Annotated in this window: 20 protein-coding genes; 10 read left to right on the top strand and 10 right to left on the bottom strand. The window is 32.4% G+C overall.

From position 1 onward, the window contains the following. Window positions 1-3: 3 nt before the first annotated feature. The 7 genes from AABL81_RS10385 to AABL81_RS10415 all read left to right on the top strand — a co-directional run bounded on the left by AABL81_RS10385 (window position 4) and on the right by AABL81_RS10415 (window position 8730). Window positions 4-960, top strand: a complete 957-nt coding sequence (locus AABL81_RS10385; protein ID WP_341340988.1) for a glycosyltransferase family 2 protein — start codon at window positions 4-6, stop codon at window positions 958-960. A gap of 21 nt (window positions 961-981) precedes the next feature. Continuing rightward, window positions 982-2709 carry a phospho-sugar mutase gene (locus tag AABL81_RS10390; protein WP_341340989.1) on the top strand — a complete coding sequence of 576 codons (1728 nt, stop codon included), beginning with the start codon at window positions 982-984 and terminating at the stop codon, window positions 2707-2709. Window positions 2710-2772: 63 nt separating this feature from the next. Next, a complete protein-coding gene (locus tag AABL81_RS10395; RefSeq protein WP_158209183.1) occupies window positions 2773-4602 on the top strand; it encodes an ABC transporter ATP-binding protein in 1830 nt (609 codons plus the stop codon). A gap of 1 nt (window position 4603) precedes the next feature. Beyond that, window positions 4604-5305, top strand: a complete 702-nt coding sequence (locus AABL81_RS10400) for a hypothetical protein (protein ID WP_158209184.1) — start codon at window positions 4604-4606, stop codon at window positions 5303-5305. 14 nt (window positions 5306-5319) lie between these two features. Beyond that, the gene (gene pncB / locus AABL81_RS10405; RefSeq protein ID WP_341340990.1) at window positions 5320-6516 is read left to right on the top strand and encodes a nicotinate phosphoribosyltransferase; all 1197 of its coding nucleotides are present in this window, start codon (window positions 5320-5322) and stop codon (window positions 6514-6516) included. A gap of 93 nt (window positions 6517-6609) precedes the next feature. Next, window positions 6610-7029 (top strand): nucleoside-diphosphate kinase, encoded by a 420-nt coding sequence (locus AABL81_RS10410; RefSeq protein WP_090407574.1) that lies wholly within the window; start codon window positions 6610-6612, stop codon window positions 7027-7029. A gap of 576 nt (window positions 7030-7605) precedes the next feature. Continuing rightward, on the top strand, window positions 7606-8730 hold the full coding sequence (locus AABL81_RS10415) for a calcium:proton antiporter (RefSeq protein WP_341340991.1): 1125 nt from the start codon (window positions 7606-7608) through the stop codon (window positions 8728-8730). Between the two features lie 372 nt (window positions 8731-9102). Here AABL81_RS10415 and glsA read toward each other — a convergent pair whose 3' ends face one another. The 3 genes from glsA to AABL81_RS10430 are packed head-to-tail and all read right to left on the bottom strand — an operon-like array spanning window position 9103 to window position 12093. Then, window positions 9103-10131: a glutaminase A gene (glsA, locus tag AABL81_RS10420; protein ID WP_341340992.1), complete on the bottom strand. Its 1029-nt coding sequence runs from the start codon at window positions 10129-10131 to the stop codon at window positions 9103-9105. A gap of 13 nt (window positions 10132-10144) precedes the next feature. After that, window positions 10145-11176: an AMP-binding protein gene (locus AABL81_RS10425; protein WP_341340993.1), complete on the bottom strand. Its 1032-nt coding sequence runs from the start codon at window positions 11174-11176 to the stop codon at window positions 10145-10147. 2 nt (window positions 11177-11178) lie between these two features. Continuing rightward, complete coding sequence (locus AABL81_RS10430; RefSeq protein ID WP_445929828.1) at window positions 11179-12093, bottom strand: lysostaphin resistance A-like protein; 915 nt, start codon at window positions 12091-12093, stop codon at window positions 11179-11181. A 41-nt stretch (window positions 12094-12134) separates the two neighbouring features. On the opposite strand from AABL81_RS10430, the gene arsC reads away from it, so the two are divergent. Next, on the top strand, window positions 12135-12476 hold the full coding sequence (arsC, locus tag AABL81_RS10435; RefSeq protein ID WP_158209189.1) for an arsenate reductase (glutaredoxin): 342 nt from the start codon (window positions 12135-12137) through the stop codon (window positions 12474-12476). A gap of 83 nt (window positions 12477-12559) precedes the next feature. Beyond that, entirely contained in the window at window positions 12560-15037 is a 2478-nt protein-coding gene (locus tag AABL81_RS10440; RefSeq protein ID WP_341340995.1) for a TonB-dependent receptor domain-containing protein, read from the top strand. Between the two features lie 236 nt (window positions 15038-15273). Here the strand turns inward: AABL81_RS10440 and AABL81_RS10445 are convergent, their stop codons facing one another. After that, window positions 15274-15450, bottom strand: coding sequence for a hypothetical protein (locus AABL81_RS10445; RefSeq protein ID WP_199269101.1), 177 nt, complete (start codon window positions 15448-15450; stop codon window positions 15274-15276). 148 nt (window positions 15451-15598) lie between these two features. Here AABL81_RS10445 and fumC point away from each other — a divergent pair, with 148 nt between their 5' ends. Next, window positions 15599-16999: a class II fumarate hydratase gene (gene fumC, locus AABL81_RS10450; protein ID WP_341340996.1), complete on the top strand. Its 1401-nt coding sequence runs from the start codon at window positions 15599-15601 to the stop codon at window positions 16997-16999. A gap of 124 nt (window positions 17000-17123) precedes the next feature. Here fumC and trpB read toward each other — a convergent pair whose 3' ends face one another. From trpB to AABL81_RS10480, 6 genes are all read right to left on the bottom strand, one after another. Next, window positions 17124-18305, bottom strand: coding sequence for a tryptophan synthase subunit beta (gene trpB, locus AABL81_RS10455; RefSeq protein WP_341340997.1), 1182 nt, complete (start codon window positions 18303-18305; stop codon window positions 17124-17126). A 281-nt stretch (window positions 18306-18586) separates the two neighbouring features. Then, entirely contained in the window at window positions 18587-19237 is a 651-nt protein-coding gene (locus AABL81_RS10460) for a peptidoglycan-binding protein LysM (protein ID WP_176770734.1), read from the bottom strand. 298 nt (window positions 19238-19535) lie between these two features. Continuing rightward, window positions 19536-21395, bottom strand: a complete 1860-nt coding sequence (locus AABL81_RS10465) for an ABC-F family ATP-binding cassette domain-containing protein (protein ID WP_158209193.1) — start codon at window positions 21393-21395, stop codon at window positions 19536-19538. Window positions 21396-21460: 65 nt separating this feature from the next. Beyond that, a complete protein-coding gene (locus tag AABL81_RS10470; protein WP_341340998.1) occupies window positions 21461-22594 on the bottom strand; it encodes a metallophosphoesterase in 1134 nt (377 codons plus the stop codon). Further along, entirely contained in the window at window positions 22595-25549 is a 2955-nt protein-coding gene (locus tag AABL81_RS10475; RefSeq protein WP_341340999.1) for a sensor histidine kinase, read from the bottom strand. Further along, window positions 25546-26274, bottom strand: a complete 729-nt coding sequence (locus AABL81_RS10480) for a LytR/AlgR family response regulator transcription factor (protein WP_158209196.1) — start codon at window positions 26272-26274, stop codon at window positions 25546-25548. Before AABL81_RS10480 ends, AABL81_RS10475 begins: the two co-directional genes overlap by 4 nt. Window positions 26275-26762: the final 488 nt, after the last annotated feature.

A 26762-nucleotide genomic window follows, 5' to 3' on the forward strand; every position in this document is an offset into this window, starting at 1 on the left:
TAAATGAATTTATCAATTGTAATTCCTTTGCTTAATGAAGCAGAGTCGCTTCCCGAACTGCATCAGTGGATAACGAAGGTTATGCGTGAGCACGACTTTTCGTATGAAATCTTATTTGTAGACGATGGTAGTAAAGATGATTCTTGGAAAATAATTTCACAATTATCATATGACGATTCTCATACAAAAGGAATACGTTTTCAACGTAACTTTGGTAAATCACAAGCACTACACGCTGGATTTGCACAAGCGAATGGAGATGTAGTCATTACAATGGATGCCGACTTACAAGACAGTCCTGATGAAATCCCAGAATTATTCAAAATGATTACTGTTGATGGTTTTGATATGGTATCTGGTTGGAAGAAAAAGAGATATGACTCAGTCATTGCTAAAAACCTTCCTTCTAAATTATTCAATTGGGCTGCCCGTAAAACATCCGGTGTTACTTTAAACGATTTCAATTGTGGATTAAAAGCCTATAAAAACGAGGTGATTAAAAACATTGAAGTATCCGGTGAAATGCATCGTTACATTCCTGTTCTTGCAAAGAATGAAGGATATGACAATATCGGTGAAAAAGTAGTACAACACCAAGCAAGAAAATACGGTACAACTAAATTTGGTATGAGCCGTTTTATCTATGGTTTCTTAGATCTTATTACAATTTGGTTTTTATCAAAATTTGGGAAAAGACCAATGCATTTTTTCGGTACCTTAGGAGGAATAACTTTTGGTATTGGATTCTGTGCTGCCTTTGGTATTGGAATGAGTAAATTATACAAGTTATACAACAATGAAACAGCGATTTTGGTTACACAGAATCCTTGGTTTTATATATCCTTAGCAACAATGGTAATTGGAACACAAATGTTCCTTGCTGGTTTCTTAGGAGAAATGATTTTAAAAACGAGAACAAACATTAGTAGATATAAAATCGCTGAACAAAGCGGTTTTTAATCCACACTAAAATTTAATATTATGCAAATAGAAAAAGAAATCTTAGCAAAAGCAGAATTGTGGTTAAAATCACCTTTCGATGCTGACACACAGGCTTCTGTTCAAACAATGATTGATACTGACCCTGCCCTACTTAAAGATAGTTTTTACAAAAACTTAGAATTTGGAACAGGTGGTATGCGTGGTATTATGGGTATCGGTACAAACCGCATCAACAAATATACTTTGGGTAAAAATACACAAGGTTTATCTAACTATATCAAAGAATCTTTCCCTGGACAAGAGTGGAAAGTAGCTATTAACTATGACTGTCGTCATAACAGTCAAGAATTAGCGAAAGTAGTAGCTGACGTTTTTACAGCAAATGGAATAAAAGTTTACTTATTCTCTGAAATGCGTCCTACTCCTGAGTTGTCTTTCGCTGTTAGACATTACAACTGTAATGCTGGTATTGTATTGACTGCTTCACATAACCCTCCTGAATACAACGGGTACAAAGTGTACTGGCAAGATGGTGGACAAATTGTTCCTCCAAACGATGCTGCAGTTATTGACGAAATCAATTCATTAAGCTATGACGAAGTACAATTCACCGGAAACGACAGCTTAATCACTTACGTTGGTGAAGAGTTAGACAAAGCATTCATCCAATCTACAATTGAAAATGCAAGCTTTGATACTCCTCAAAATATCAAAGACGGATTAAAAATATCTTATACTTCTTTACACGGTACTTCTATTAAACTTATTCCAAGAACTTTAGAAGCTGCTGGATACAAAAATGTATTCATTGTAAAAGAACAAGAAGAACCAAATGGGGACTTCCCAACTGTAAAATCTCCAAATCCAGAAGAGCCAGAAGCATTGAAAATGGCAATGGAATTAGCAGATGAAAAAGGTGCAGATATCGTTATTGGTACTGACCCTGATTCTGACCGTATCGGTATTGGAGTACGTGACCTTGATGGAAATATGAGATTGTTAAATGGTAACCAAACTATGGTTATGATGACTGCTTTCTTATTAGAGCAATGGAAACGAAACAAAGGATTCAAAGGAAACGAATTTATCGGTTCTACAATTGTATCGACTCCTATGATGTTAGACTTAGCAGAAAGCTACAATGTAGAGTGTAAAGTTGGTTTAACAGGATTCAAATGGATTGCTAAATTCATCAACGAATGTCCAGATCAAAAGTTCATCGGTGGTGGTGAAGAAAGTTTCGGATATATGGTAGGTGACGCAGTACGCGATAAAGATGCTGTTGCTTCTACGTTATTAGTTTGTGAGATTGCTGCAATTGCAAAAGCTGCTGGAAGCTCATTCTTCCAAGAATTGATGAACCTTTACATTGATAATAGTTTCTATAAAGAACATTTAATTTCTCTTGTGAAAAAAGGTATTTCTGGAGCAGAAGAAATTAAAGAAATGATGGTTCAATTAAGACAAAACCCATTAACAGAAATTATCGGACAACGCGTAGTATGTGTTGAAGATTATCAAAGTAGTGAGGCTAAAAACTTAATTACAAATGAAATTGAAACGATTGATGTTCCTAAGTCAAACGTGTTGATTTACTATCTTGAAGATGGTACGAAAATCGCAGCTCGTCCAAGTGGTACTGAGCCAAAGATTAAGTTCTATTTCAGTGTAAACGAACCGTTACACGACTTGTCTGAAGTAAAAGCTACTGAGCAACTTTTAGACCAGAAAATTCAAGATATCATTAAAGAAATGAAATTAAACTAAATAGAATAGACTGGTAGCAATGCCAGTCTATCTTTTTATTTCCCCTTTATACAACAACAATATATGAACGAATATTTCAAAAAGATTATTCGCTTTGCGAAACCTTATAAGAACTACGCTTACTTAAATATATTCTTTAATATCCTATATGCACTTTTCAGTGCATTGTCTTTTGTTGCCCTAATTCCAATGCTTACTGTACTATTTGGTGATGAGAAACCTATCACTGAAAAACCTGTATATACTACGCTTGGACACGCTAAAAACTATTTACAAGACTCAATGTCGTTTTACCTTACGCAGTACTCTGCTGAACATGGAGCACAAAACACATTGATGTGGTTAGCGGCAATTATCATCTCGCTTTTCTTATTGAAAAACTTATTTAACTATTGGGCAATGTATTTTATTACATTCTTGCGTAATGGTGTATTAAAGGACATCCGTAATGCGATGTACAAAAAAGCAGTTGACTTACCTCTTGCTTTCTTCTCTGAAAAAAGAAAAGGTGACGTTATTTCAAGAATTACCTCTGACGTATTAGAAATTCAACACTCATTCCTTTCTATTTTAGAAGTAGTGGTACGTGAGCCATTAACGATTGTATTTACAATTGTAGCAATGTTCTTCATCAGTACAGAGTTGACTATATTCGTATTTATTTTTGTACCTATTTCAGGAATTATCATTTCTAAAGTTGGTAAAACTTTAAAGAAAAGCTCACAAAAAGCTTCTGAAGAACAAGGATACTTTTTATCTATTATTGAAGAATCTTTGGCTGGATTAAAAGTAATTAAAAGCTTTAATGCAGAGAAGAGATTCAACGATAAATTCCAAGGTTCTACACAAACTTTTTATGAATTAAACAATAAAATATTAAATCGTCAAAACCTTTCTTCTCCTATGAGTGAGTTTTTAGGAATTGTAACTATTTCTGTTTTATTAGTTTACGGTGGTCATTTAGTTTTAGGTGAAGGTACTTTAACAGGTGCTTCATTTATTGCATACATTGGTATGGCTTATAATATTCTAACTCCTGCTAAAGCAATGTCTAAAGCTTCTTATAGCTTAAAACGTGGTAATGCAGCAGCAGAACGTGTGTTAGAAATATTAGAAGAAGAAAACCCTATTGACTCTAAACCGAATGCTATTGCTAAATCTTCTTTTGACAAGGCTATCAAAGTAGATAATATCTCTTTTAAATATGAAGAGGATTATGTGCTAAAAGACTTTTCTCTTTCTATTCCTAAAGGAAAATCAGTTGCTCTGGTTGGTCAATCTGGAAGTGGAAAAAGTACAATGGCTAATTTATTGACTCGTTTCTGGGATATTAATGAAGGAGCTATAAAGATAGATGAACAAGACATTCGCGATTTGAATATTCACGATTTAAGAGGAATGATTGGTTTAGTTACACAAGACAGCATCTTGTTTAATGATACTATTAAAAATAACCTTAAATTAGGAAAAGAAAATGCTACTGATGAAGAAATCATAGAGGCATTAAAGATTGCTAATGCCTATGAGTTTGTAAAAGACCTTCCAAATGGTATTGATACTAACATTGGAGATTCTGGAAACAAATTATCAGGTGGACAAAAACAACGTATTTCAATTGCACGAGCAGTATTGAAAAACCCTCCTATTATGATACTTGACGAAGCTACTTCAGCATTAGATACTGAGAGCGAAAAGTTAGTACAGGTAGCGTTAGAAAATATGATGAAAAACAGAACTTCTATCGTTATTGCTCATAGGTTATCTACAATTCAAAGTGCAGACTTAATTGTAGTGTTACAAAAAGGAAAAATAGTAGAACAAGGTACACACGAAGAATTACTATCCTTAAAAGGAACATATTCAAAATTAGTGTCCCTACAAACATTAGACTAATATGTATATCGAGAACAAGAACATACGATTGCCTGAAGACCCGGATACGGTGATTTGGAAATATATGGATTTATCTAAATTCTTAGATCTCTTGTTGTCGAATAAAATGTTTATGTCGAGGTCTGATAAGTTTGAAGATCAATTTGAAGGTACTTTCAGTGAACCTACTTTTGAAGAAATCAAAAGAATTAGTGCAGACAAGCCTTTTTTCTTAGATCAATACAAACAAAAGAGAAAAAACGTTGTTATTAGTAGTTGGCACATCAATGAATACGAATCATTTGCAATGTGGCAGATTTTTACTAAAAACAATGAAGGCTTAGCAATTCAATCTACAATTGGTAGAATGCAAGAAGCGCTAAAAGCTGAAACAAGGGTACCTCAACACATTGGTGAAGTTCACTATATAGATTATAAAAAAGAGTATATCCCGTTTGAAGATAACTTCTTCCCTTTTCTTTTTAAGAGAAAGAGTTTTCAATATGAAAAAGAAGTTAGGGTAATTTCAGATGTTACTCCTTTAAACCTCAACATTCAAGAGGGCGTAAAGATTCACGTGGATATCGCACAATTAATAGAAAAGATTTATATCCATCCTAAATCAGAAAACTGGTACAAAAAATTAGTACTGGACTTGATGCACAAACTTAACTTCAAGTTTGACATTGAAAAATCTGATTTAGAAAGTGATATTTTAATTTAAACAAAGAAGCAACAATGGAAACAGCTCATACTAATCAAGTTATTACTTCTATTTTAGATAATGACTTTTACAAGTTTACTATGCAGCACGCTGCTATTAAACAATTCCCATTTGCTAAGGCGTCTTATATCTTTATTAATAGAGGTAAACACAAATACCCTAAAGGGTTTGCAGAGGCTTTACGTGCAGCTGTGGATGAAATGGCAAAGTTAAAATTGACTAAAGCAGAAAAAGCTTTCTTACAAAAAACCTGTCCGTACTTAGATCCTACCTATTTAGATTTCTTACAAGGCTATCACTACGACCCGTCTGAAGTTGAAATTAAACAAGATGGTGATGATTTAGAGGTATCTTTCAAAGGGTATTGGTATCGAACTATTTTATGGGAAGTTCCTCTTATGTCTATCATTTGTGAGCTTTATTACAATATGACTGACGGAGAGAGAGATTCTGCTGATAAGGTTATTGCTAATACGCGTACTAAAATAGAGAACTACAAAAAATTAGGTGTTACAATTGCAGAGTTTGGAACAAGAAGAAGACATTCTTATGCTGTTCACCAAGTTGTAGTAGAAACGCTTCAAAAATATGGAGAGGGTTCTTTCATAGGAACAAGTAATGTTCACTTAGCAATGAAATACGGTACTAAACCAATCGGTACACACGCACACGAGTGGTTTATGTTTCACGCAGCTAAATACGGATTCAAAATGGCTAATTCAATGGGATTAGAGCATTGGGTAGATACGTACAGAGGAGATCTTGGAATTGCGTTAACAGATACATACACAAGTACTGTTTTCTTTGAACAATTTGACAAGAAATTTGCTAAGCTATTTGATGGGGTTAGACACGATAGTGGTGATCCATTAGATTTTGCAGACCAAACAATTGCACATTATCAAAGCTTAAACATTGATCCAACTTCAAAAACAATCATTTTCTCTGACGGATTAAATCCTGAAAAAGTAGAGCGAATTGCTAAACACTGTAAAGGAAGAATCGGAATGTCTTTTGGAATTGGAACTGACTTTACAAATGATGTTGGTTTAGAAGCAATGAATATTGTGATTAAAATGACACAAGCGCTACCAGAAGGTGGACATTGGACAGATGTAGTAAAGCTTTCTGATGAGCCTAAAAAACACACGGGTACACCAGAAATGATTGAATTAGCCCAACGTTTATTGGATATACCAGTCGTTAAATAAAAATAACCTGAAAAAAGAGATGTTTTTTATAAATAATATCTTCTCTTGTAAGGTTAAAAGACTATTTTTGCAACAAATTAAATAAAAAGAATAATGGCAACGAACAGAACTTTTACAATGATCAAACCTGATGCAGTTGAAGCAGGTAACATCGGAGGAATCTTAAACATGATTACAGAAGCAGGATTTAAAATCGTTTCAATGAAGTTAACTCAATTAACTGTTAGAGACGCTCAAAAATTCTACGAAGTACACGCAGAAAGACCATTCTACGGTGAATTAGTTGAATTCATGTCTAGAGGTCCAATCGTAGCAGCTATCTTAGAAAAAGACAACGCTGTTGAAGATTTCAGAAAATTAATCGGAGCTACTAACCCAGCTGAAGCTGCTGAAGGTACTATCCGTAAAAAATACGCTAAATCTATTGGTGAGAACGCAGTACACGGTTCTGATAGCGACGAAAACGCTGCTATCGAAGGTGCTTTCCACTTCTCAGGTAGAGAGCAATTCTAAGAAGAATTAAAAGATTAATATCTTTATACCAAAGGCTACTTCCAAAAGGAGGTAGCCTTTTTTTATGTTCATTCCCTTACAAACGAAATACTTAATTGATAATACCGAACATATTCCTTTAATCACTTGATGAAGTATTTTCTACTATAATTCACAACCTTCTTTTATATAAATCAAAATAGTACCTCGCAAAAAAGAATTCGGATCTACATTATATCAAGCCTTCTCTCTTGTTTACCACTACTGGATTCCGTAGCAAATTTCTAAATTAACTCATTAGAAAACTCCTTCACCTTCTACAATCTGATTTTCTACACTAACACAACATTATCTCTATTCAGAAATTCAACCTCAAAAATAACGTGAATACTCCTCTACTGCTTCTATAATACTAAAACCATAGTATTTAAAAAAACATTCCATTAAGCAGGGTTTTAGCATAATTATTGAATTAACACAAATTCAATTCTTTTAACTATCATTAATAAATATTATTTATATTAAAATAAAAATATTGACTTTTTAAATCAAAAACATTATTTTTACCTCAAAATAAACATTTGATATAATTAGCCTATGAATTTAAAAAAATTACTTTCATCTATTAAAGTACCTCTATGGAGTATTATTGTTCCAATAGTTGCTCTATTATTAATCTTCTTTAAATCTTCTTTACCAGATACAGTCTTTACAGATATTCTATTAGGAGTATTTTTGATTGGTTCTGTTTTATCTGCAGTTCACCAAGCAGAAACTGTTGCACATAGAGTTGGAGAACCATATGGTACTATTATTTTAGCATTAGCTATCACAGTAATTGAAGTATCACTTATTGTTTCTATTATGCTAAGTGAAGGTAATGATGAACCCTCGTTCTTAGCAAGAGATACAGTATTCGCAGCAATAATGATTATTCTTACAGGTATAATGGGGATTTGTTTTTGGGTTGGAGGATACCACCACAAAGAACAAAATTTCATCAAGCAAGGGGTGAGCACTGGTTTAATTACCTTAATTGCTATTTCAACTCTTACGTTAATTCTACCAAACTATACTACCAGTCAACCTGGAAATAGTTATACAAATAATCAGTTAATTTTTGTTGCTATAGTTTCTCTTATTCTTTACGCTGGTTTCTTAGCAGTACAAACTGTTCGACACAGAAATTACTTTGTTGCTGAAGAAGACAATACTAACAACAATAACGAAAATCAAAATAACGATGACCATAATGAAGATGTAAATATTCCAACAACTATAGTGGCGTTTATCGTACTTATTATCGCTTTAGTTTCTGTTGTTTTACTTTCTAAAAAGCTATCACCAGTTATTGAAAGTGCTGTTGTTGATGCTGGTGCGCCAATTTCTTTAGTAGGTATTATCATTGCGGGAGTAATTTTATTACCAGAAGGATTAGCAGCGTACAAAGCAGCTAAAAGAGATCAACTACAAACAAGTTTAAACTTAGCTATTGGATCTGCTTTAGCTTCTATTGGACTAACAATTCCTGCTGTAGCTATTGTTGCCTACATCTCAGGAATGACAGTTGCATTAGGGATTGATGCAAAATCAACATTACTATTGATTACTTCTTTAGCAACGGTTTATATTTCTATTAGCTCAGGAAGAACGAATATTCAACACGGTATTGTTTTATTGGTATTATTTGCAACGTATTTGTTTACTACAATTGCACCATAGCAATTTATACAAGTTGAAAACTTATAAAAACAATAAGGCTGTTTCAGTGAATGAAACAGCCTTATTGTTTTATTATACTTATGCTAATAAGCGGCTACTAATACAAGTTTCAACTACAGGTTGAATTAAAGCATACATAAGCTATTCCTAAACTCATTATGTCCTAATATCACTCAAGAGCCAAAAAGGCTATATTATCAATTGTTACAGCTTTATCTTATCCTTTTATAGCAACCTCCTATTTAGATTGAATAGTTAAAGATATAAAGTACAAGATTTACACCTCATCTGTTCTTACAAACAAAAAAAGCTGTATCATTAATTGATACAGCCTTATTTATTATTAACTAAAGACAGAAGCCTTCTCTTTATCTATTGAAATAAATTTAAGTTTAGCTCATTTACTAAATCCAAAATCATATGGTAACCAACGATTGAGTTTCCTTGTTTATCTAAGCCAGGACTAAAAGTACCTATTCCTATCTTACCTGGAACACTAACTGCAATTCCTCCACCAACTCCAGACTTACTTGGTAAACCAACAGTACGAGCATATTCTCCACTAAAATCGTACATTCCAGCCACAAGCATTTGCGATTGAACTAAACGAGACATAGCCGAATCTTTATACTTGTCATCTCCGTCAAAACGTGTACACTGATTAGCAAAGAAATAACCAATTTTAGCTAAGTCCTCTGCTGTAACCTCAATAGAACATTGTTTGAAATAGTTGTCTAATTTATCCTCTTCTCCCTCAATCAGTCCGTTATTCTTTAGTAAATAGAAAATACCTCTATTGCGGTGTCCTGTTTCCTTTTCAGACATAAATACTTCGTGACTATAGTCTATTTTATCATTTTTAGTTATATAGCGTACTAAATCAAGAATCTTTTGAAACGGTACATCTTTCTCTCCTTCTAATAAAGCAGTAGTTAAAATAGCCCCTGCATTCATCATTGGGTTTAATGGTTTACCTTTTGTTTCTAAATTTGCATAGTGATTAAATGGCTTGTCAGTTCCGTAATATCCCATACGAGAAAACACTTCACTCTCGCCTTTCTCTTGAACTGCAATCATTAATGAAATAATCTTAGAAATACTTTGCATTGTGAATTTTTGAGATACATCACCCACATTAACTACTTCTCCATTTGGTTTAACAACAGAGAACGCCATTAAGTTTGGATTCATCTTTCCTAATTCTGGAATATAGTCAGCTACAACACCTTCTGTTTTATACACTCTATTCTTCTCTAAAATACGAGTCAGCATTTCTTTTGAAATCTGATTAGTATTATCTCCTGTTCTAATAATCTTTTTTGCGTAAGCTGTTCCACCGAAAGACACCATACAAGCCACTACCCAACTAAGGATAAGGTTACACACATTATTTCTCTTCATTTAGTAATTGAATTTAATGAATATTCTTTTTCCTGATGATTTTACCTGATTCAGTTTCAATAAACTTCTCTACAAACTGAACTTCTCTTGGTTTTTCAAATTTTGAAAGTTCACTATACACATCTTCTGATAGGTTATAAGGTGTACTTTCAATCACCAACACAAGTTTATTTCCCAGATAATCATCCTCTTTTCCAATAACAAAGAAACGATAAGGAATTCTTTTTGACAACTTTTCTTCTATTTGCTCAGGAAAAAGTTTCACACCCCCACTATTAATTACATTATCTGCTCTCCCCATCCATTTAAAATGAGAATTATCTATCAATTCAACCAAATCATTGGTAATCACTAATTCAGAATTGACAGCTGGCGCATCAATAACTAAACAACCTCGGTCATCTTGCATCACAGTTGCGTGTGATAAAACAGAAAACACTTCAGTTCCTACTCGCTTAGCTGCAATATGAGTAATCGTTTCAGTCATCCCATACGTTTCATAAACTTGGGTACTTAGTGGTATTAACTTCTCAGTTAATGCTGCATTTACTTTAGCTCCTCCAATAATTATCTTCTTTACATTACTCAACTCTTCAATTGAGTTTTCTACCTGCATTGGAACCATTGCAACGAAATCATAAACCTTTTCATTACCCTTTAAAGGAGAAGACGATGGTGCTATCACATCCAACTGCCATCCTAATAAAAGAGCTCTGATAAACATTAGTTTTCCTCCAACGAACTTTGTTGACATACACAAAAGTGCAGTGTCTCCAGATTTAATATCAAAAAAAGTACCAGTTGCTTTGGCTGAGCAAACCATTGCCTCCTTTTTTAACTGAATCTGCTTTGGAGGTCCCGTCGTTCCTGAAGTTGTTAAGATAACAAAATCACGATTATCAAACCATTGTAAGATCAGATTCCCTAAATCAACTAAGTATTCTTCTGTACTTAAAATCATCTTATTAGCCAACGAACATAGTTCATCTATTCCATAAGATTGATCATTTAATCTAAACTCAGGATGTATATAATTTAAACTCATAATTAATTCTGTTCAATTACCTTTCCAAACAACTGATGCTTCCAGTTTTTCCAACCATACTTCTTAGCAAAAATGAACACAACAAGTGGTAATACTACCCCTAATTGTATAATATATTCCCATATTGCAATTTCATTATCCTGATTTACATTAACGAATATTGAATTAGTTTGAAAAGCTGTCCAATCTGCTGTAACTAATAACACTCCAATTAAATTATTTGCTGCATGGAATCCTAATGCCAACTCTATACCATCATCCATTAAGGTTATAATACCAAGGAAAAAACCAGTACCGATATAATAAGTCATTATAATCAAGCCTACCTTCTCTACTTCTGGATTTCCTAAATGCATTAATCCAAAAATAATAGATGTAGCAAATAAAGCTATAGCTCTACTGCGAGTTGCCAATCCTATTCCCTGCATTAAATAAGCACGCATAAAGTATTCTTCAAAACTCGTTTGCAATGGAATTAAAATAATTGCAAAAATGAAGAACACTAAAAAGGGTCCAATCTTTAAATTAAACTCAAAATCAGCTGGACTATCAATAAAGGAATACACAAAAAAACCAATAATAACCAAACTCCATAGACTAAAGGAAAACAATACTCTCTTCAAATCTACTTTAAAACGAGAGGTGCTTAAACTTTTTAAACTTTGTTTATGAACAGCTAATACCCATACAATAAGAAACACTAACATAAAGACCAAAGGTCCTATTGTTATCAAAAAATTAATGTTTTTACCATATTTTTCGATATTCATCTTTATAATTTCATTCGTAGAAACCCGAGAAAATCGAATTGACACCCAATTCAAAAACATAATTCCCAAAAAAAACAAAGAAAATGGTAAATAATGCCATAACTTTTGTTTATTATTTTTTCTCAATAATTGCTCAATAAATCCCATATTTCAAAAAATGTACTATATTTGATATAAATTCCTTATTTATGATAACAATTTACCACAATCCGCGTTGTAGCAAATCACGCGAAAGTATTGCTTTCATGGAACAACAAGGCGTAGCTTACAAAATTATAAAATATTTAGAAGCTGACCTTACAGAATCAGATGTAAAGACAATTCTTAAAAAACTTAACTACAATCCAATTGAGTTAGTACGTACAAAAGACGCTTTATGGAAAGATACTTTTGGAGATGAAACCTTAAGTGATGAAGAAATTATTGAAGCAATGGTTAACAATCCTAAACTAATTGAAAGACCTATTGTTGTTAATGGAGGAAAAGCTGTAATAGCACGACCAACAGAAAAGATTCACGAAATACTTTAGTATTGTTAACACAAAATTAACAATACACCTGTTAAACCTTCAACACAAATTATAGTCTAAGTTGTATTAAACGATCGACTATAATGAAAAGATTAAAAACTACAAAAGTTCTCCTGATGCTGTTTTCGCTGTTTATAGGAATAACAGCATTAGCGCAGAACTCAAAATCAAGTACTTTATCTGGTACTGTAGTAGAAGCGGCAACAAACCTTCCTTTAGAGTATGCCAGTATTTTTGCTCAAAATGAGAAAAATGAAAATATTGTATCTGGTGGAATGACAGATGCAAAAGGGAACTATTCTTTTACTGTTCCTGATGGTACATACTTTGTAAAAATCGAGTACTTAGGATTTAAAACTATCGAACTTCATAATATTATTGTCAATGGCAATACAAATATGGGAACACAAAAAGTAACTGGTGATACAGAATTACTTAGTGAAGTTGTGGTTATAGCGGAAAAATCTACTGTTGACATTAAATTAGACAAAAAAGTTTATAATGTTGGACAAGATATGATTGTCAAAGGAGGAACTGCTGGAGATGTTTTAGACAATGTGCCGTCAATTACTGTTGACAGTGAGGGTGCTGTAAGTTTACGTGGAAACGAAAATGTAAAGGTACTTATTGATGGTAAGCCAACAGGACTTGCAAATAATATTCAAGAAGCTATGCGTATTCTGTCTGCTGAGTCTATTGACAAAGTAGAGGTTATTACTAATCCATCTGCTCGTTATGAGGCAGAAGGTGGTGCTGGTATTATTAATATCATCTTGAAAAAAGGAAAAGCGCAAGGTTTAAATGGTAATATTACTGGAACTGTTGGAGATCCTCGTAACTATGGTTTAAGTGGAAACTTAAATATTAGAGGTGAAAAATACAACTTCTATACAACACTTGGGTATAGAGATAGTAAAAGCAACGGATATGGAGTTAACGACAACCAATATTTTGACGCTAACGGAAATACTACGCAATTCATTAATGAGTACAAAGACAATAAAAAAGAAAGACAAGTTTACAACGGAATGTTTGGTTTAGACTATTACATCACTCCTTCATTTACTTGGTCGAATAGCGTTAGTGTACGTAGAAATAATGGTACTGCTCCTAATAGTGTAGATTATCAATACTACGATGCTAATCACGAGCTACAATATAATCGCGAGAGATTACAAAACACTAAATCAACTTGGAACAGTGTTGAGTACACAACTTCATTTGAAAAGAAATTCAAAAAAGATGACCACAAATTAACTGTTGAAGGGACAATCTCTCAAGATAAGAGTGATGACACATCGCATATATCAGATATCAATGAGTTTTTAAATAAAACATCATTTGAAAGAAATTCTAACGATGATAAATATAAATCTGGTATTGTACGTTTAGACTATACTCTTCCTATTGGTGAAAACGGGCATTTTGAAGCAGGATATTTAGGTACATTTAAAAATACAAGAAACGACTATAAATTTACAAATCTTGTAAATAATCAATGGATTGACACTAAAAATATGTCTAACATATTAGAGTATAAAGAGCAAGTAAATGCATTTTATACGCAGTATGGTAATAAGATTACAGACAAGATTAACTATATGGTTGGACTTCGTTGGGAATCAAGCAATATTGATGTAAACCAATTGTCAAGCAATGATTACAACAATAAAAAATACAATGACTTCTTTCCAAGTGTATTTTTAAATTATGAAATCTCGCCATCAAGTAGTGTTAGTGCAAGTTATAGTAGACGTATTATGCGCCCAAGAGGATTCTTTTTAAATCCATTCTCTAACTATACCAGTGATATTAACTACTTCCAAGGTAACCCTGATTTAGATCCTGCAAAAACAAATGCTTTTGATTTAGGATTTATAACAAGATGGAGTGGATTTACATTAAGTGCTTCTGCTTATTTCAACAGAACAGATGATACGTTCCAATTCGTTAAGAGAATTAATGGAACTACAGCTAATGGAACACCTATTACAGTTAGTTCTCCTATTAACTTAGCTACAGAAAACAGATATGGTTTAGACTTTACTTTAAATTATTCACCTTACAAATGGTGGAGACTTAATGGTAACTTCAACTTATACAACTCTGAAACAAAAGGAGATTATACATTTACTGACTTAGATGGTACAAGTCAAACTCAAAACTTTGACAAAAATACATTTGCTTGGTTTACAAGAATATCATCGAAAGTAACGCTACCATACAAAATTGATTGGCAAGCAAATGGTATGTACAGATCACCGTTTAATACAGCGCAAGGAAAAGTATTAGGTAATTTATCAGCGAATACTTCTTTGAGTAAGGATTTCTTAAAAGAAAAAGCAACTATTACTGTAAATGTAAGTGATATCTTCAACTCAAGAAAAAGAGAAATGGATATTAACTTACCACAATCTTTCTCTCATAGTGAAATGCAATGGAGAGGTCGTCAAGTGAGCTTATCATTTACTTATAGATTTAATCAAACTAAAAATGATCGTAAAAAGCAACAAAGAGGTGGTGAAGGAGAAAGTGATCAAGGAGAAATGATGATGATGTAAGCATAAATAAAGACAATAAAAACAAATGTTATTTAAGACTAACTAATTGATTTTTTAATCTATTTGTTTTAACCGAAGATTAAATCTTCGGTTTTTTTTTGCTTTATTTTTAAAGATTACTAATTCATATACTCCTATTACACACAAAAGCAAGAGTAATCTTTCATCCAATTTTATACAAATAAAAAAGGCTCATAATATAAATATTATGAGCCTTTATCTTTTTAATCAGATGATTACATCTGACCTTCTTCTAATTGCTGTCTTTTAGCTTTCTTTTCTTTTAAGAATTCTCTAGTTCCACCTACTGCCCAATAGCTAGCAAATCCAACTAAAAATATTAAAAGCCAAAATGCCATTGTTATAACAGTCATGGCAACAATGAAACCTAAATACTGTTGAAATTCAAACATGTTTTTCAGAATTAATTTTTGTATATACGCTTCAAATATAACTATTTTTATAAATATGACCTATTCAAGCTTTATTTTTTATCCTTCTTTAGAATTATCCTAAATAAAATCACTACATTTATACATAATCATTCTAAATACTACAACTATGGACTACAGAATAGAAAAGGATACGATTGGAGAGGTTAATGTTCCTAATGATAAATATTGGGGAGCGCAAACAGAACGTTCTAAAAACAACTTTAAAATTGGTCCTGAGGCATCTATGCCACACGAAATCATAGAAGCTTTTGCTTTTTTAAAAAAGGCGGCTGCTTTTGCAAACTTTGATTTAGGAGTTTTAACTCAAAATAAAAGAGACGCTATTGCACAAGTATGTGATGAAATAATTGCTAATAAATTAAACGAACACTTCCCCCTGGTAATCTGGCAAACAGGTTCTGGTACACAATCCAATATGAATGTGAATGAAGTTATTGCTAATCGCGCACAAGTATTAGCTGGTTTTGAAATTGGAAAGGGAGAGACTGTAATTAAAGCTAATGATGATGTAAACAAATCCCAATCATCTAATGATACTTATCCTACCGCTATGCATATTGCTGCATATAAAGCGGTGATTGAGCATACAATTCCTGGAGTTACACAATTGAGAAATACATTACACAGCAAATCTATTTTGTATAAAGATGTTGTAAAAATCGGACGAACTCATCTTATGGATGCTACTCCTTTAACTTTAGGACAAGAACTATCGGGATATGTAGCTCAATTAGATTATGGGTTAAAAGCTCTAAATAACACATTAGATCACTTATCTGAATTAGCATTAGGTGGTACCGCAGTTGGAACAGGATTGAATACTCCTGAAGGATACGACCAAAAAGTAGCACAATACATTGCTGACTTCACTAAACTTCCTTTTAAAACGGCTCCTAATAAATTTGAAGCGTTAGCGGCTCATGATGCTATTGTAGAAACACACGGAGCACTTAAACAATTGGCTGTTTCACTTTTTAAAATTGCCAATGATATTCGCTTATTAGCTTCTGGTCCTCGTTCGGGTATAGGTGAAATCTTAATTCCTGCCAATGAACCCGGTTCTTCTATTATGCCTGGAAAAGTAAATCCTACACAATGTGAAGCTCTTACAATGGTAGCTGCTCAGGTCTTAGGAAACGATACCACTATAGCTTTTTGTGGTACACAAGGTCATTTTGAACTAAATGTATTTAAACCTGTAATGGCTGCAAACTTTTTACAATCTGCTAAGCTAATAGGCGATGCTTGTATTTCTTTCGACATTCATTGTGCTGCTGGTATTGAACCTAATACACCACGTATACAAGAATTATTAAACAACTCTTTGATGTTGGTTACAGCACTAAATACCAAAATAGGATACTATAAAGCGGCTGAAATAGCACAGACGGCTCATAAAAATGGTAGTACTCTAAAAGAAGAGGCTGTTAGATTGGGTTATGTAACTACTGAAGAATTTGACAAATGGGTAGACCCTAAACTAATGGTTGGAAAAATTAAACTATAATTTTACTATTTATAAAATTTAAAAGCCAATATCTACTACGTAAATATTGGCTTTTATGTTTGTAAACAACGACTGTGTACTCTTCAAGTACTAATCTCTAAATAAGTCATAATTGTATCTCTTATTAAAAATTAAAGTAACTTCTATAATTATCTAAGTCCTTATCTCCTCTACCTGATAAGTTAATTACCACAATATCATCTTCTTTAAACTTTCTCTGTTCTAACACAGCTAAGGCGTGTGAACTTTCAATTGCCGGAATAATCCCTTCATCTTTACATAAGTTTAAACCTGCTTGCATTGCTTCGTCATCTTTAATAGCATAAAACTCTGCTCTATTTTGTTCTTTCATATGCGCATATAACGGACCAAATCCTGGATAGTCTAAACCAGCTGATACAGAATATGCTTCTAAGGGCTCCCCTTGCTCATCTTGCATAAACAATGTTTTACTTCCGTGTAACACACCTGCTTTACCTACAAATGACGTTGCCGCTGTTTTATCAGTATCTGCTCCTTCTCCACCACCTTCAGCTACAATTAGCTTAACATTACTATCTTCTAAGAAGTGGTAAAAAGCACCAACTGCGTTACTACCTCCTCCAACACAAGCAATAATATAATCTGGTTCTTCTTTGCCTTCTTTCTCTAATAATTGCTTGCGAATTTCTTTAGATATAACAGATTGAAAACGACTTACCATATCAGGATAAGGGTGTGGACCTACTGCCGAACCAATTAGGTAAAACGTATCATCTGGATTTTCTACCCAGTACATTAATGCCTCATCAACAGCTTCTTTTAATGTTTTAGCCCCTGATTCAGCAGCACGAACCTCAGCTCCAAGCATTTTCATACGCGCTACATTAGGTGCTTGTCTTGCAATATCTAAAGCTCCCATATAAACAATACACTCCATTCCCATTAAAGCACATACAGTAGCTGTTGCTACACCGTGTTGACCTGCACCTGTTTCTGCTACAATCTTATTTTTACCAAGTTTCTTAGCTAATAAAATCTGTCCGATTGTATTATTAATCTTATGAGCACCAGTGTGACATAAATCCTCACGCTTAAGGTAAACTTTTGTATTGTATTTTTTTGAAAGTCCCTTTGCGAAGTACAGTGGAGTCGGACGCCCTACATAATCTTTTAACAACTCCTCCATTTCTTTCTGAAAACTTGGCTCTTGAATAATTTGCACATACTCATTTTGCAACTTTGTAATAATTGGACTTAAAGCTTCCGGAATAAATGCTCCACCATAATTTCCATAAAAACCGTTTTGATCTACTTGATATTTCATATTCTATATTTTTTTTAATTTCAGTTTAAGACAAAAAAAAAGGCTTGTCGTTCGACAAGCCTTTTTCAATTATATATATTATTTCTTATTAACTCATATATACATAGCAAGGACTGCTCACGACGTCTGACGTAAGTTTAGTCCACCACCAAGTATTTGTAAGAATTAAATTCATTTTTCTCTTTGTATTGAGTGACAAATGTAAAAAGTTTTTTTTACAAAACAAAAAAAAAGAGAAAATCACATTTGTAACTCTCTCTTTTTAAATATTGTTTGTTAAACTATAGTGAAACCATTGCATCTTTTACTGCTGTAATTTCAGATGTATCATATCCACTAAAAGTTTTTAAATAAGTACGTATTGAAGTACCGAACCCATCTTCAAAGCTATTTAAACCATTGCTGTTTAAAAACTTTTTTACAGAACCTGCCCCACCTAAGTGAGCCGCAGCTAAAATACCTGATTCTGTAATTGAGATTCCTCCTATACGTTTTCCGTCAAATTTTTCAATCTCTTTTCTTAATATCCATTTATTTTTTGAAACTAAAGCATCAAATGCTTTCTCTTGTTTCAAAGGATTATCAAGAAAATCACTTGTATCAGTAATACCAATTGAACGTAGTGCTAATTTTCCAAATTGATATTTTCCCATGTACCCATAAGAATTTACAATTTTGTATAATCCGTAAGATTCTCGCACTGCCAATGCCTGTTTAAAACCGACATAACTCTTTCCGATAAACGGTATTGCTACTAACTTTCCATTTGCAGTTTCCGACTCTTCTTCACTTGTTGGAAACTCATATGATAAGGGTGATTCAGGTACTATTTTGTACTCTTCTAATAACATAGTTTCATACTTTTTGAAACCTGATACAACACCTCCTGTTAATAAAACAAGACCGATAAAAAAAGAACATTTTTTTCTCATTAAAACTAATTTCTCAAGCCCTGTCACCACTTGAAATTTCTGAGGGCAAAGTTACTTCTATTTTACCAAGCACCTATTTATTTAGCACTTATTTCCAAACTTTAACACTTACAAACAATACAACTACCTGAAAAACAATAACTTATATTAAATAATTTTATATTAAAAACTCTTGTTTAAATCACAATTATATCCTAAATTAAAGGAGGCAGTAACGCTTTTTTTTAGTAAAAAGCACAAAAAAAAGCGTGATAAAAATTGTTTATCACGCTTTTTACATTTTTATTTCTTTGTGTTTTTACCCTTCCATTTTAGCAGAAAGTTCGAACCATTTTTCTTCTTTTTCTTCTAATTCGTTTAAAACTTTTTGAAGTTCATTTGCTTTCTCGTCAATTTGACTTTCGTCTACCTTTCCTTCTGAAAACAATGCTTCTATTTTCGCTTTTTTAGTTTCAAGATTACCAATTTCTCTTTCTAATTTTTGGTATTCTTTCTGCTCTTGAAAAGTCAATCCATTTTTAACTTGTGCTTCTTTCCAATTTACTTTCTCTTTAGGAGCGTCGTCTTTTAAAGGTTCTATACTATCTTCGTATGCACGATAATCAGAGTAGTTACCTGGAAAATCTTCAATCTCCCCTTCTCCTCTAAAGACAAACATATGATCTACAATCTTATCCATGAAATATCTATCGTGAGATACAACCACTAAACACCCCGGATAATCTAATAAGAAACTTTCTAAAACGTTTAATGTAACGATATCTAAATCATTTGTAGGCTCATCCAGAATTAAAAAGTTAGGGTTCTGGATAAGAACTGTACATAAGTATAATCTCTTTAACTCTCCCCCACTTAACTTTTCTACAAAATCGTGCTGCTTTTTTCTATCAAATAAGAAGCGTTCTAACAATTGCCCTGCAGAAATAGTTCTTCCTTTAGCAAGAGGAATAAACTCTCCATACTCTTTAATAACATCTATAACCTTTTGCTCTGGTTTAGCTACGATACCTCCCTGTGTATAGTATCCTATTTTTATTGTTTCACCAATAACTACTTTACCTGCATCTGGTTGTAATCCTTGTGTCAATATATTAAGGAACGTTGATTTACCTGAACCATTCTTACCAATGATACCGATTCTATCTCCTTTTTGAAATGAATAACTAAAATCATTTAAAATGACTTTATCATTAAATTTCTTATGAAGCTTGTGAAGTTCTACAATCTTACTTCCCATACGCTCCATATTGATTTCAAGCTCTACCTGATGCTCTATTCTTCTACTATGTGCTTTTTCTTTAATTACAAAGAAATCATCAATACGAGATTTAGATTTTGTTGTACGTGCTTTAGGCTGTCTTCTCATCCAAGATAACTCTTTCACAAACAGGTTTTGCGCTTTATCAATGCTTGCATTTTCAGCCGCAATACGCTCATCTTTTTTCTCTAAATAGTACGAATAGTTTCCTTTATACTGATAAATCTTACCATTGTCTAACTCAATAATCTCATTACACACGCGCTCTAAGAAAAAACGGTCGTGCGTAACCATAAACAAAGTAATATTCTCTTTAGCGAAGTAATTCTCTAACCATTCAATCATTTCAAGATCTAAGTGGTTGGTAGGCTCATCTAAAATTAATAAATCTGGCTTATTAATCAAGATTATAGCTAATGCTAAACGCTTGCGTTGTCCTCCAGATAAGGTCTTTACCTTAGCTTTTAAGTCCTCTAATTTCAGTTTAAACAATATTTGCTTATACTGTGTTTCAAAGTCCCACGCATTATGCGCTTCCATCTTTTCAAAAGCTTTTTGATAAGCATCCGCATCGTCTGGATTTTCTAAAGCCTTTTCATACTCTTCGATTACCTTTAGCGACTCATTATCTGAAGCAAAAATACTTTCTTCAATTGTTAATTCATCTTGTAAATTTGGCTCTTGTGACAAGAATTCCATACGAATTCCTTTTCTCATCACAACTTGTCCTGCATCTGGAAAGTCTTCACCAGTCAATATTTTTAATATTGTAGTTTTTCCTGTACCATTTTTAGCAACGAACGCAATTTTCTGGTCCTTGTTAATTCCAAAAGAAACATCCTCAAAAAGTGTACGTGCACCAAAGGATTTAGCTATATTCTCAACTGATAAATAATTCACAATCTTTAATTTTTTTACAAAAATAGGCTTTTATTTTACGATAATGAAAAACTCTTATTTTCCACCTATTTCTTGCTGTTTTTACCTTTTAAATTTACTACAACAAACTCAGACCTTGTCCCCACTCTATAACGTCCTCCCCAAATGCCAATTCCTGAACTAACATAATATTGCGTATCATCCTTTTTAGAGTAACCATAAGAGTTTTCAAACAAGCGATCGGTAATCCAAGAAATCGGCCAAACTTGGCCTCTATGGGTATGTCCTGAAAATTGTAAATCAATTTTATTCTCTGCAGCCTCTTCAAGCTGATAAGGCTGATGATCTAATAGTATATTAACGGTATTATCTTGCATATTTTCAACCAATACTGACATCTTCTTCCTTTTGAGATTTGTTTTATCATCTCTACCTATTACATTAAGGTTTAAATCCTCAAAATGAATAACACTATCTCTTAAAACAGTAATATTAGCCGATTTAAGAAACTCTATACTTCTTTCTATTCCTGACAGATATTCGTGATTTCCAACACAAGCAAAGGTTCCGTATTTGCTTTCAAACTGTTTCAATACGTTGTCAAGCTGATAATATTGTAAAGGAAGTAAACTCACATCGATTAAATCACCTGCCACCAATATAAAATCGGCTTTTTCTTTATTAACCAATTTTACCCAGCTGCTTAATTCTTTATTTTCAATTGCATATCCCATATGCATATCTGTCAAAACAACGATCTTTAAATCGTTTGGCAACTCTTTATCAACCTCTAAATTAAGCTCAACTCGCTTCTTTTGTAAGTAATTTAAATGTCCTAATAAAGCAATAAATAACGTTCCCCCTATTAGTAACATTCCTCTTTGGGGAGATAAACTATCAAATACCCAATGGTTTGAATGCATAAATAGCCCATTCATCAATCTCCCGAAATCAAAGAAAACTGTAAGTAAAAAAGCTTGAATGATAAGCATAAACCAACCTGTTCCAACTTTATACAAAGTAGAAGCTAAATAAACAGGTATTCGTTTTCCTATTGCAAAAAACAATAGAATACTAAAAATCAAGAAAACTGCGATAAGCATAAAAAGCACTTTAGCCGCAAGAGAAGATTCTACTAAAATTGATGAATATCCTGAAAACACATAAACATTCGCAATTAAGTATAACAATAAAATAGCTGTAAAAATATATTTCTTCATTTAGATAATAACTTCTTTCAATATTAACTTCACAACAGTTCCTTCTGTTGTTCTTTCTACAGTTAAATCTTCGTCTAAATATTCTTGAATCAATGACATACGCTCACGAACAATAGTCATTCCGTGAGATACGTGAGTTGACTTCTTCTGAGAAGCACTACCTATACCATTGTCAATTATATTAATTATCACATCTTTATTTTGTCTTGTAATAACAATTCTAATTAGAGGTGATTCTATTGACTTTGGAAAAGCGTGAATTAAACTATTCTCTACGAATGGTTGTAATAACATTGGTGGTAATAAAATATCACTAACCCCTTCATCAACTTCCTCTACACTAAATGTTACCCTACCATCCAAACGCATATTCTCTATGAGTACATAGTCTTTTAAATACTCACATTCTTCTTTTAAAGTAATTCTCTCTTTTGAAGAAATCGTTAATGTTTTTCGAATTAATTTTGCAAAACAATCTAAATAATAAAGTGCATCATCAACTTCTTCTTTTATTATATAATATTGAATAGAGCTCAGCACATTGAAAATAAAATGGGAATTGAACTGACTTCTAACTGACATTAATTTCACTTCAGCAAGACGCTTTTCATACTCATATTTCTTCCTTTTAACTGCCTCTTCTTTCTTTATCTGTACTAATCTTGCTTTGTAAAAAAGGAAAAAGATTCCAATTACAACAAGTGTAGCAACAATATAAAACCAAAGTTTAGTGTAAAATGGCGCTTGAATATCTAAAAACAACAAGGGATAAATTAATTCACTCCCACTATCGTAGTCATATATTTTAATATCTATCGGATAAATTCCGGACTGTAGATAATGCAAATCTAACCTATTACTTTTTACATTCACCCAATTTTCAGAAGGTTTTAACCTATATTGAAAGTGAAGTTTATCTGGAAATTTAGCCCCTAAAACATCAAAACCGATTTGTAAATTATTTTGATTAGCTTTTAATTCAAGCATTTTTATATCGTAATAAGGCTTTCCTTCCTTTGATTTTTCAACACCATTTATTACTATTTTAGAAATACTAACCTGTAGGCTGATATTCTTCTTTTTAAAATAACTAACATCTAATGTAGAAAGTCCTTTTCCACTACCGATATACAATAGATTACCCAATAATAAATCTGAAGTTATTTCTCCTCTACCAAATCCCTGCTCTTTATTAAAGAAGAACTTATTGTCATTTTCTATAACAGTCAATCCTTTATTAGTTCCTATTAACAGTTTTTTATCTGCAAACTCTAATAAATTTATATTGCTCCCGTTTATCTCACTATTAGAAATAAACTCCACTACTTCATATTTACCACTCTTTGTCTCAAGTCCATATATATCATTAAAATCAGTAGCTACATACAAAACTTCATTATCACCTACAGCTAATTCCTTAAGCCTACTTTCTGCAAACAGTCCTTTTCCTTTTAGAGAAGTAAACTTACCTTCTTCATATACATATAAACCATCTAAAGCACCTGCAAAAAACATTTTATTTGTAGTATGGGCAATATCAATTACATCACGAGGAATATCAACACTCTCTATCCTAAAATGGTAATCATAATCCATCTTATCAAGATCTCGATATACACGAACTCCTCCATAAGGATTTGTTTCTACTAAATTGTTTTTATAAAAACCATACTCATACGTATGAATAGGATAATAAGACATAATATAGCCATTGCGATCAAGCTTGAAGATTCCAATATTTGTACTTACCCACAAGTCACTTCTATTTTTGACTGCTTTATAAAAGACAATATTTTCAGCTTTCAAATTGTAATCTATTTCAAAAAAGTGATTTGAAATAGTAGCAATATCACTATACTTTTTATAATGTTGTTCCTGATAACTTTTAAAAACATTTAAAGCTACGTTTTTAATTTCCTTGTCATCTTGAGTTATGATTAGCCCCCTATCTGAAAAAATAAAGACACGACGATCTAACTCACCAACAGCCATAACGTGTCCTACAGAACTATTATGCATTAAAGGTGAGAACAAATCAACTTGAAATAAACCTTGACTCTTTGTTCCTAAGTATAAAAAATCATTTTTCTTATCCAGACTTATCGAATATAAATCTGTAGCATCAATACCAAATACTTTTGTAATCTCTTCTAAAGACTCGCCGTCCCATCGAAATACACCACCACCACTTTCGTAAACATTTGCACTTACAAAATACACTTGATTATTAACCTCCTGTATGTCACGAATACTTGGTATTTCTATTTGAGCGACTAACTGTTTCTTTTTAAAATCCTTTACAAACAAACCAGTCTGACACCCATAAAATACTAAACCATCTTTTTGATGAACGGCAAAAATTCTTCGCTGATCATCTACTTTTATTAGTTTATTATTATTAACTGTAAAGACACCGTCATTTATTGTGGTTAAATAAATTATATCATCAAACTCAAAAAAACCACTTACCTCAAAAGGATGTTGCAAACTCTTTTCAAAAGAAGGGTTCACTATTTTAAAACTATCTTTATAAATTACAGATACCCCTTCTGAAGTAGCAACATAGATGACATTTTTATACGAAAATATCTTCCTAATTCGATCAGATAATAATCCGTCTTTTTTTGTAATTATTCGTTTCTCTGTTTTTCCACGAAATAAAACCCCTTGTCCATAACTACCAATCCACATATTTCCTTCAGCATCCTCAAGAATATCCGATATATTGGTATAGCGATATTCTGCAGCATCCTCATTAGGTTTTACGTTTCCTTGTATCTTTTGTGCCAATCCAGACCTCGAGCCAATCCATAAAACTCCCTTTGAATCCACACAAAGTGCTCTAACATCATTAGCTATTAATCCATTATCAATTGTGTACTGTTTCGTTACAATTCCTTGAGCAAAAGAAATCATAGAAACAAAAAACAAATAAATAGCTAAAAAAATTCTCATAAGTTAAAAGCAGCTAACCCTTTCATTGCTGAAGCAGCAACAGAAACCTCATTTTCATCTAAATCACTATTAACAAAAGCATTAGCCTTAAAATACACTCTATTGTTGTCGTTTTTATCTATATACTCTACCTTATCTAAGTTAACAATATAAGATCTATTTACTCGAACAAGGTTTTTATGTTTAAGCTTCACTTCAATAGCTTTCAATGTTTTTGACAGCAAATGTTTTTGATCTTTCAAGTAAATTTCACAATAGTTATCCGAAGCTTTACAATAAACAATATCTTCAACTTTAACAATATGCCTTTTTTGATTACTTTTTACTACTTTATAGTAAAACTGAAATCCCTCTATCTCTTTATATTTGTCAAAAACATTCTGAACATCAGCAATATTAATTGGTTTCATTAAATACTTTAAGCAATTGTACTCATTAATAGCGTCAATAGCATACTTTTCATAAGCCGTAGTAAAAACAACTTGGAAAGTGTCTTTATTAACATACTTAAATAATTCAAAACCATTTTCTTCTGGCATATGAATGTCTAAAAAAACTATATTCGGAGAATAATTATCAATTGCCTTTACAGCTTCTTGAACTGATGATACTGTATGTACTACAATACGTTCATAATACTTAACTTTCTTTTCAATAATTGTTTTTAAAACTTCTGCTACTTTTGGCTCGTCATCAACGATTAGAGCAACTAATTCGTTATTCATTTGTCGTAAGGTGTTTGTGGTGTTTGTAAGATGTTATCACCTGAAGTGATAATTGCAAATTTAAGAAATTGAAATATATTTTAAGACATCTATTCACCATTTATAACCTATTTTCAAGCAATTTCATTAGGCTTTATATCAATTTTTGATCAAATATGTATTCTCGTTTTGAGAATTTAATTATGGGTAAATTATTCCTTCTTTGTTCTATAATATCGTATTTATAAAAATGTAGAAAAAACACTCTCTTTTTGATAAATATTACAAAACAATTCCTCCCTTATTATCAAGCTTGTTTTTTCTTGTTCATATACAAGGTACTTCTATACACTATCTATATTTTTTGTATATCCAATCTATAATTCAACATAGTTTCTATACATTGGGTATACATAGACTATACATACACTATACAAGCACTCAAAATAAAATCTGTCTCGTCCTACTATAGCTGTACAGCTATAGTTGATAATCCTGTTTTGTACTGT

The organism is Myroides sp. C1519 (assembly GCF_038039755.1).
GTDB classification, from domain to species: Bacteria; Bacteroidota; Bacteroidia; order Flavobacteriales; family Flavobacteriaceae; genus Flavobacterium; species Flavobacterium phaeum_A.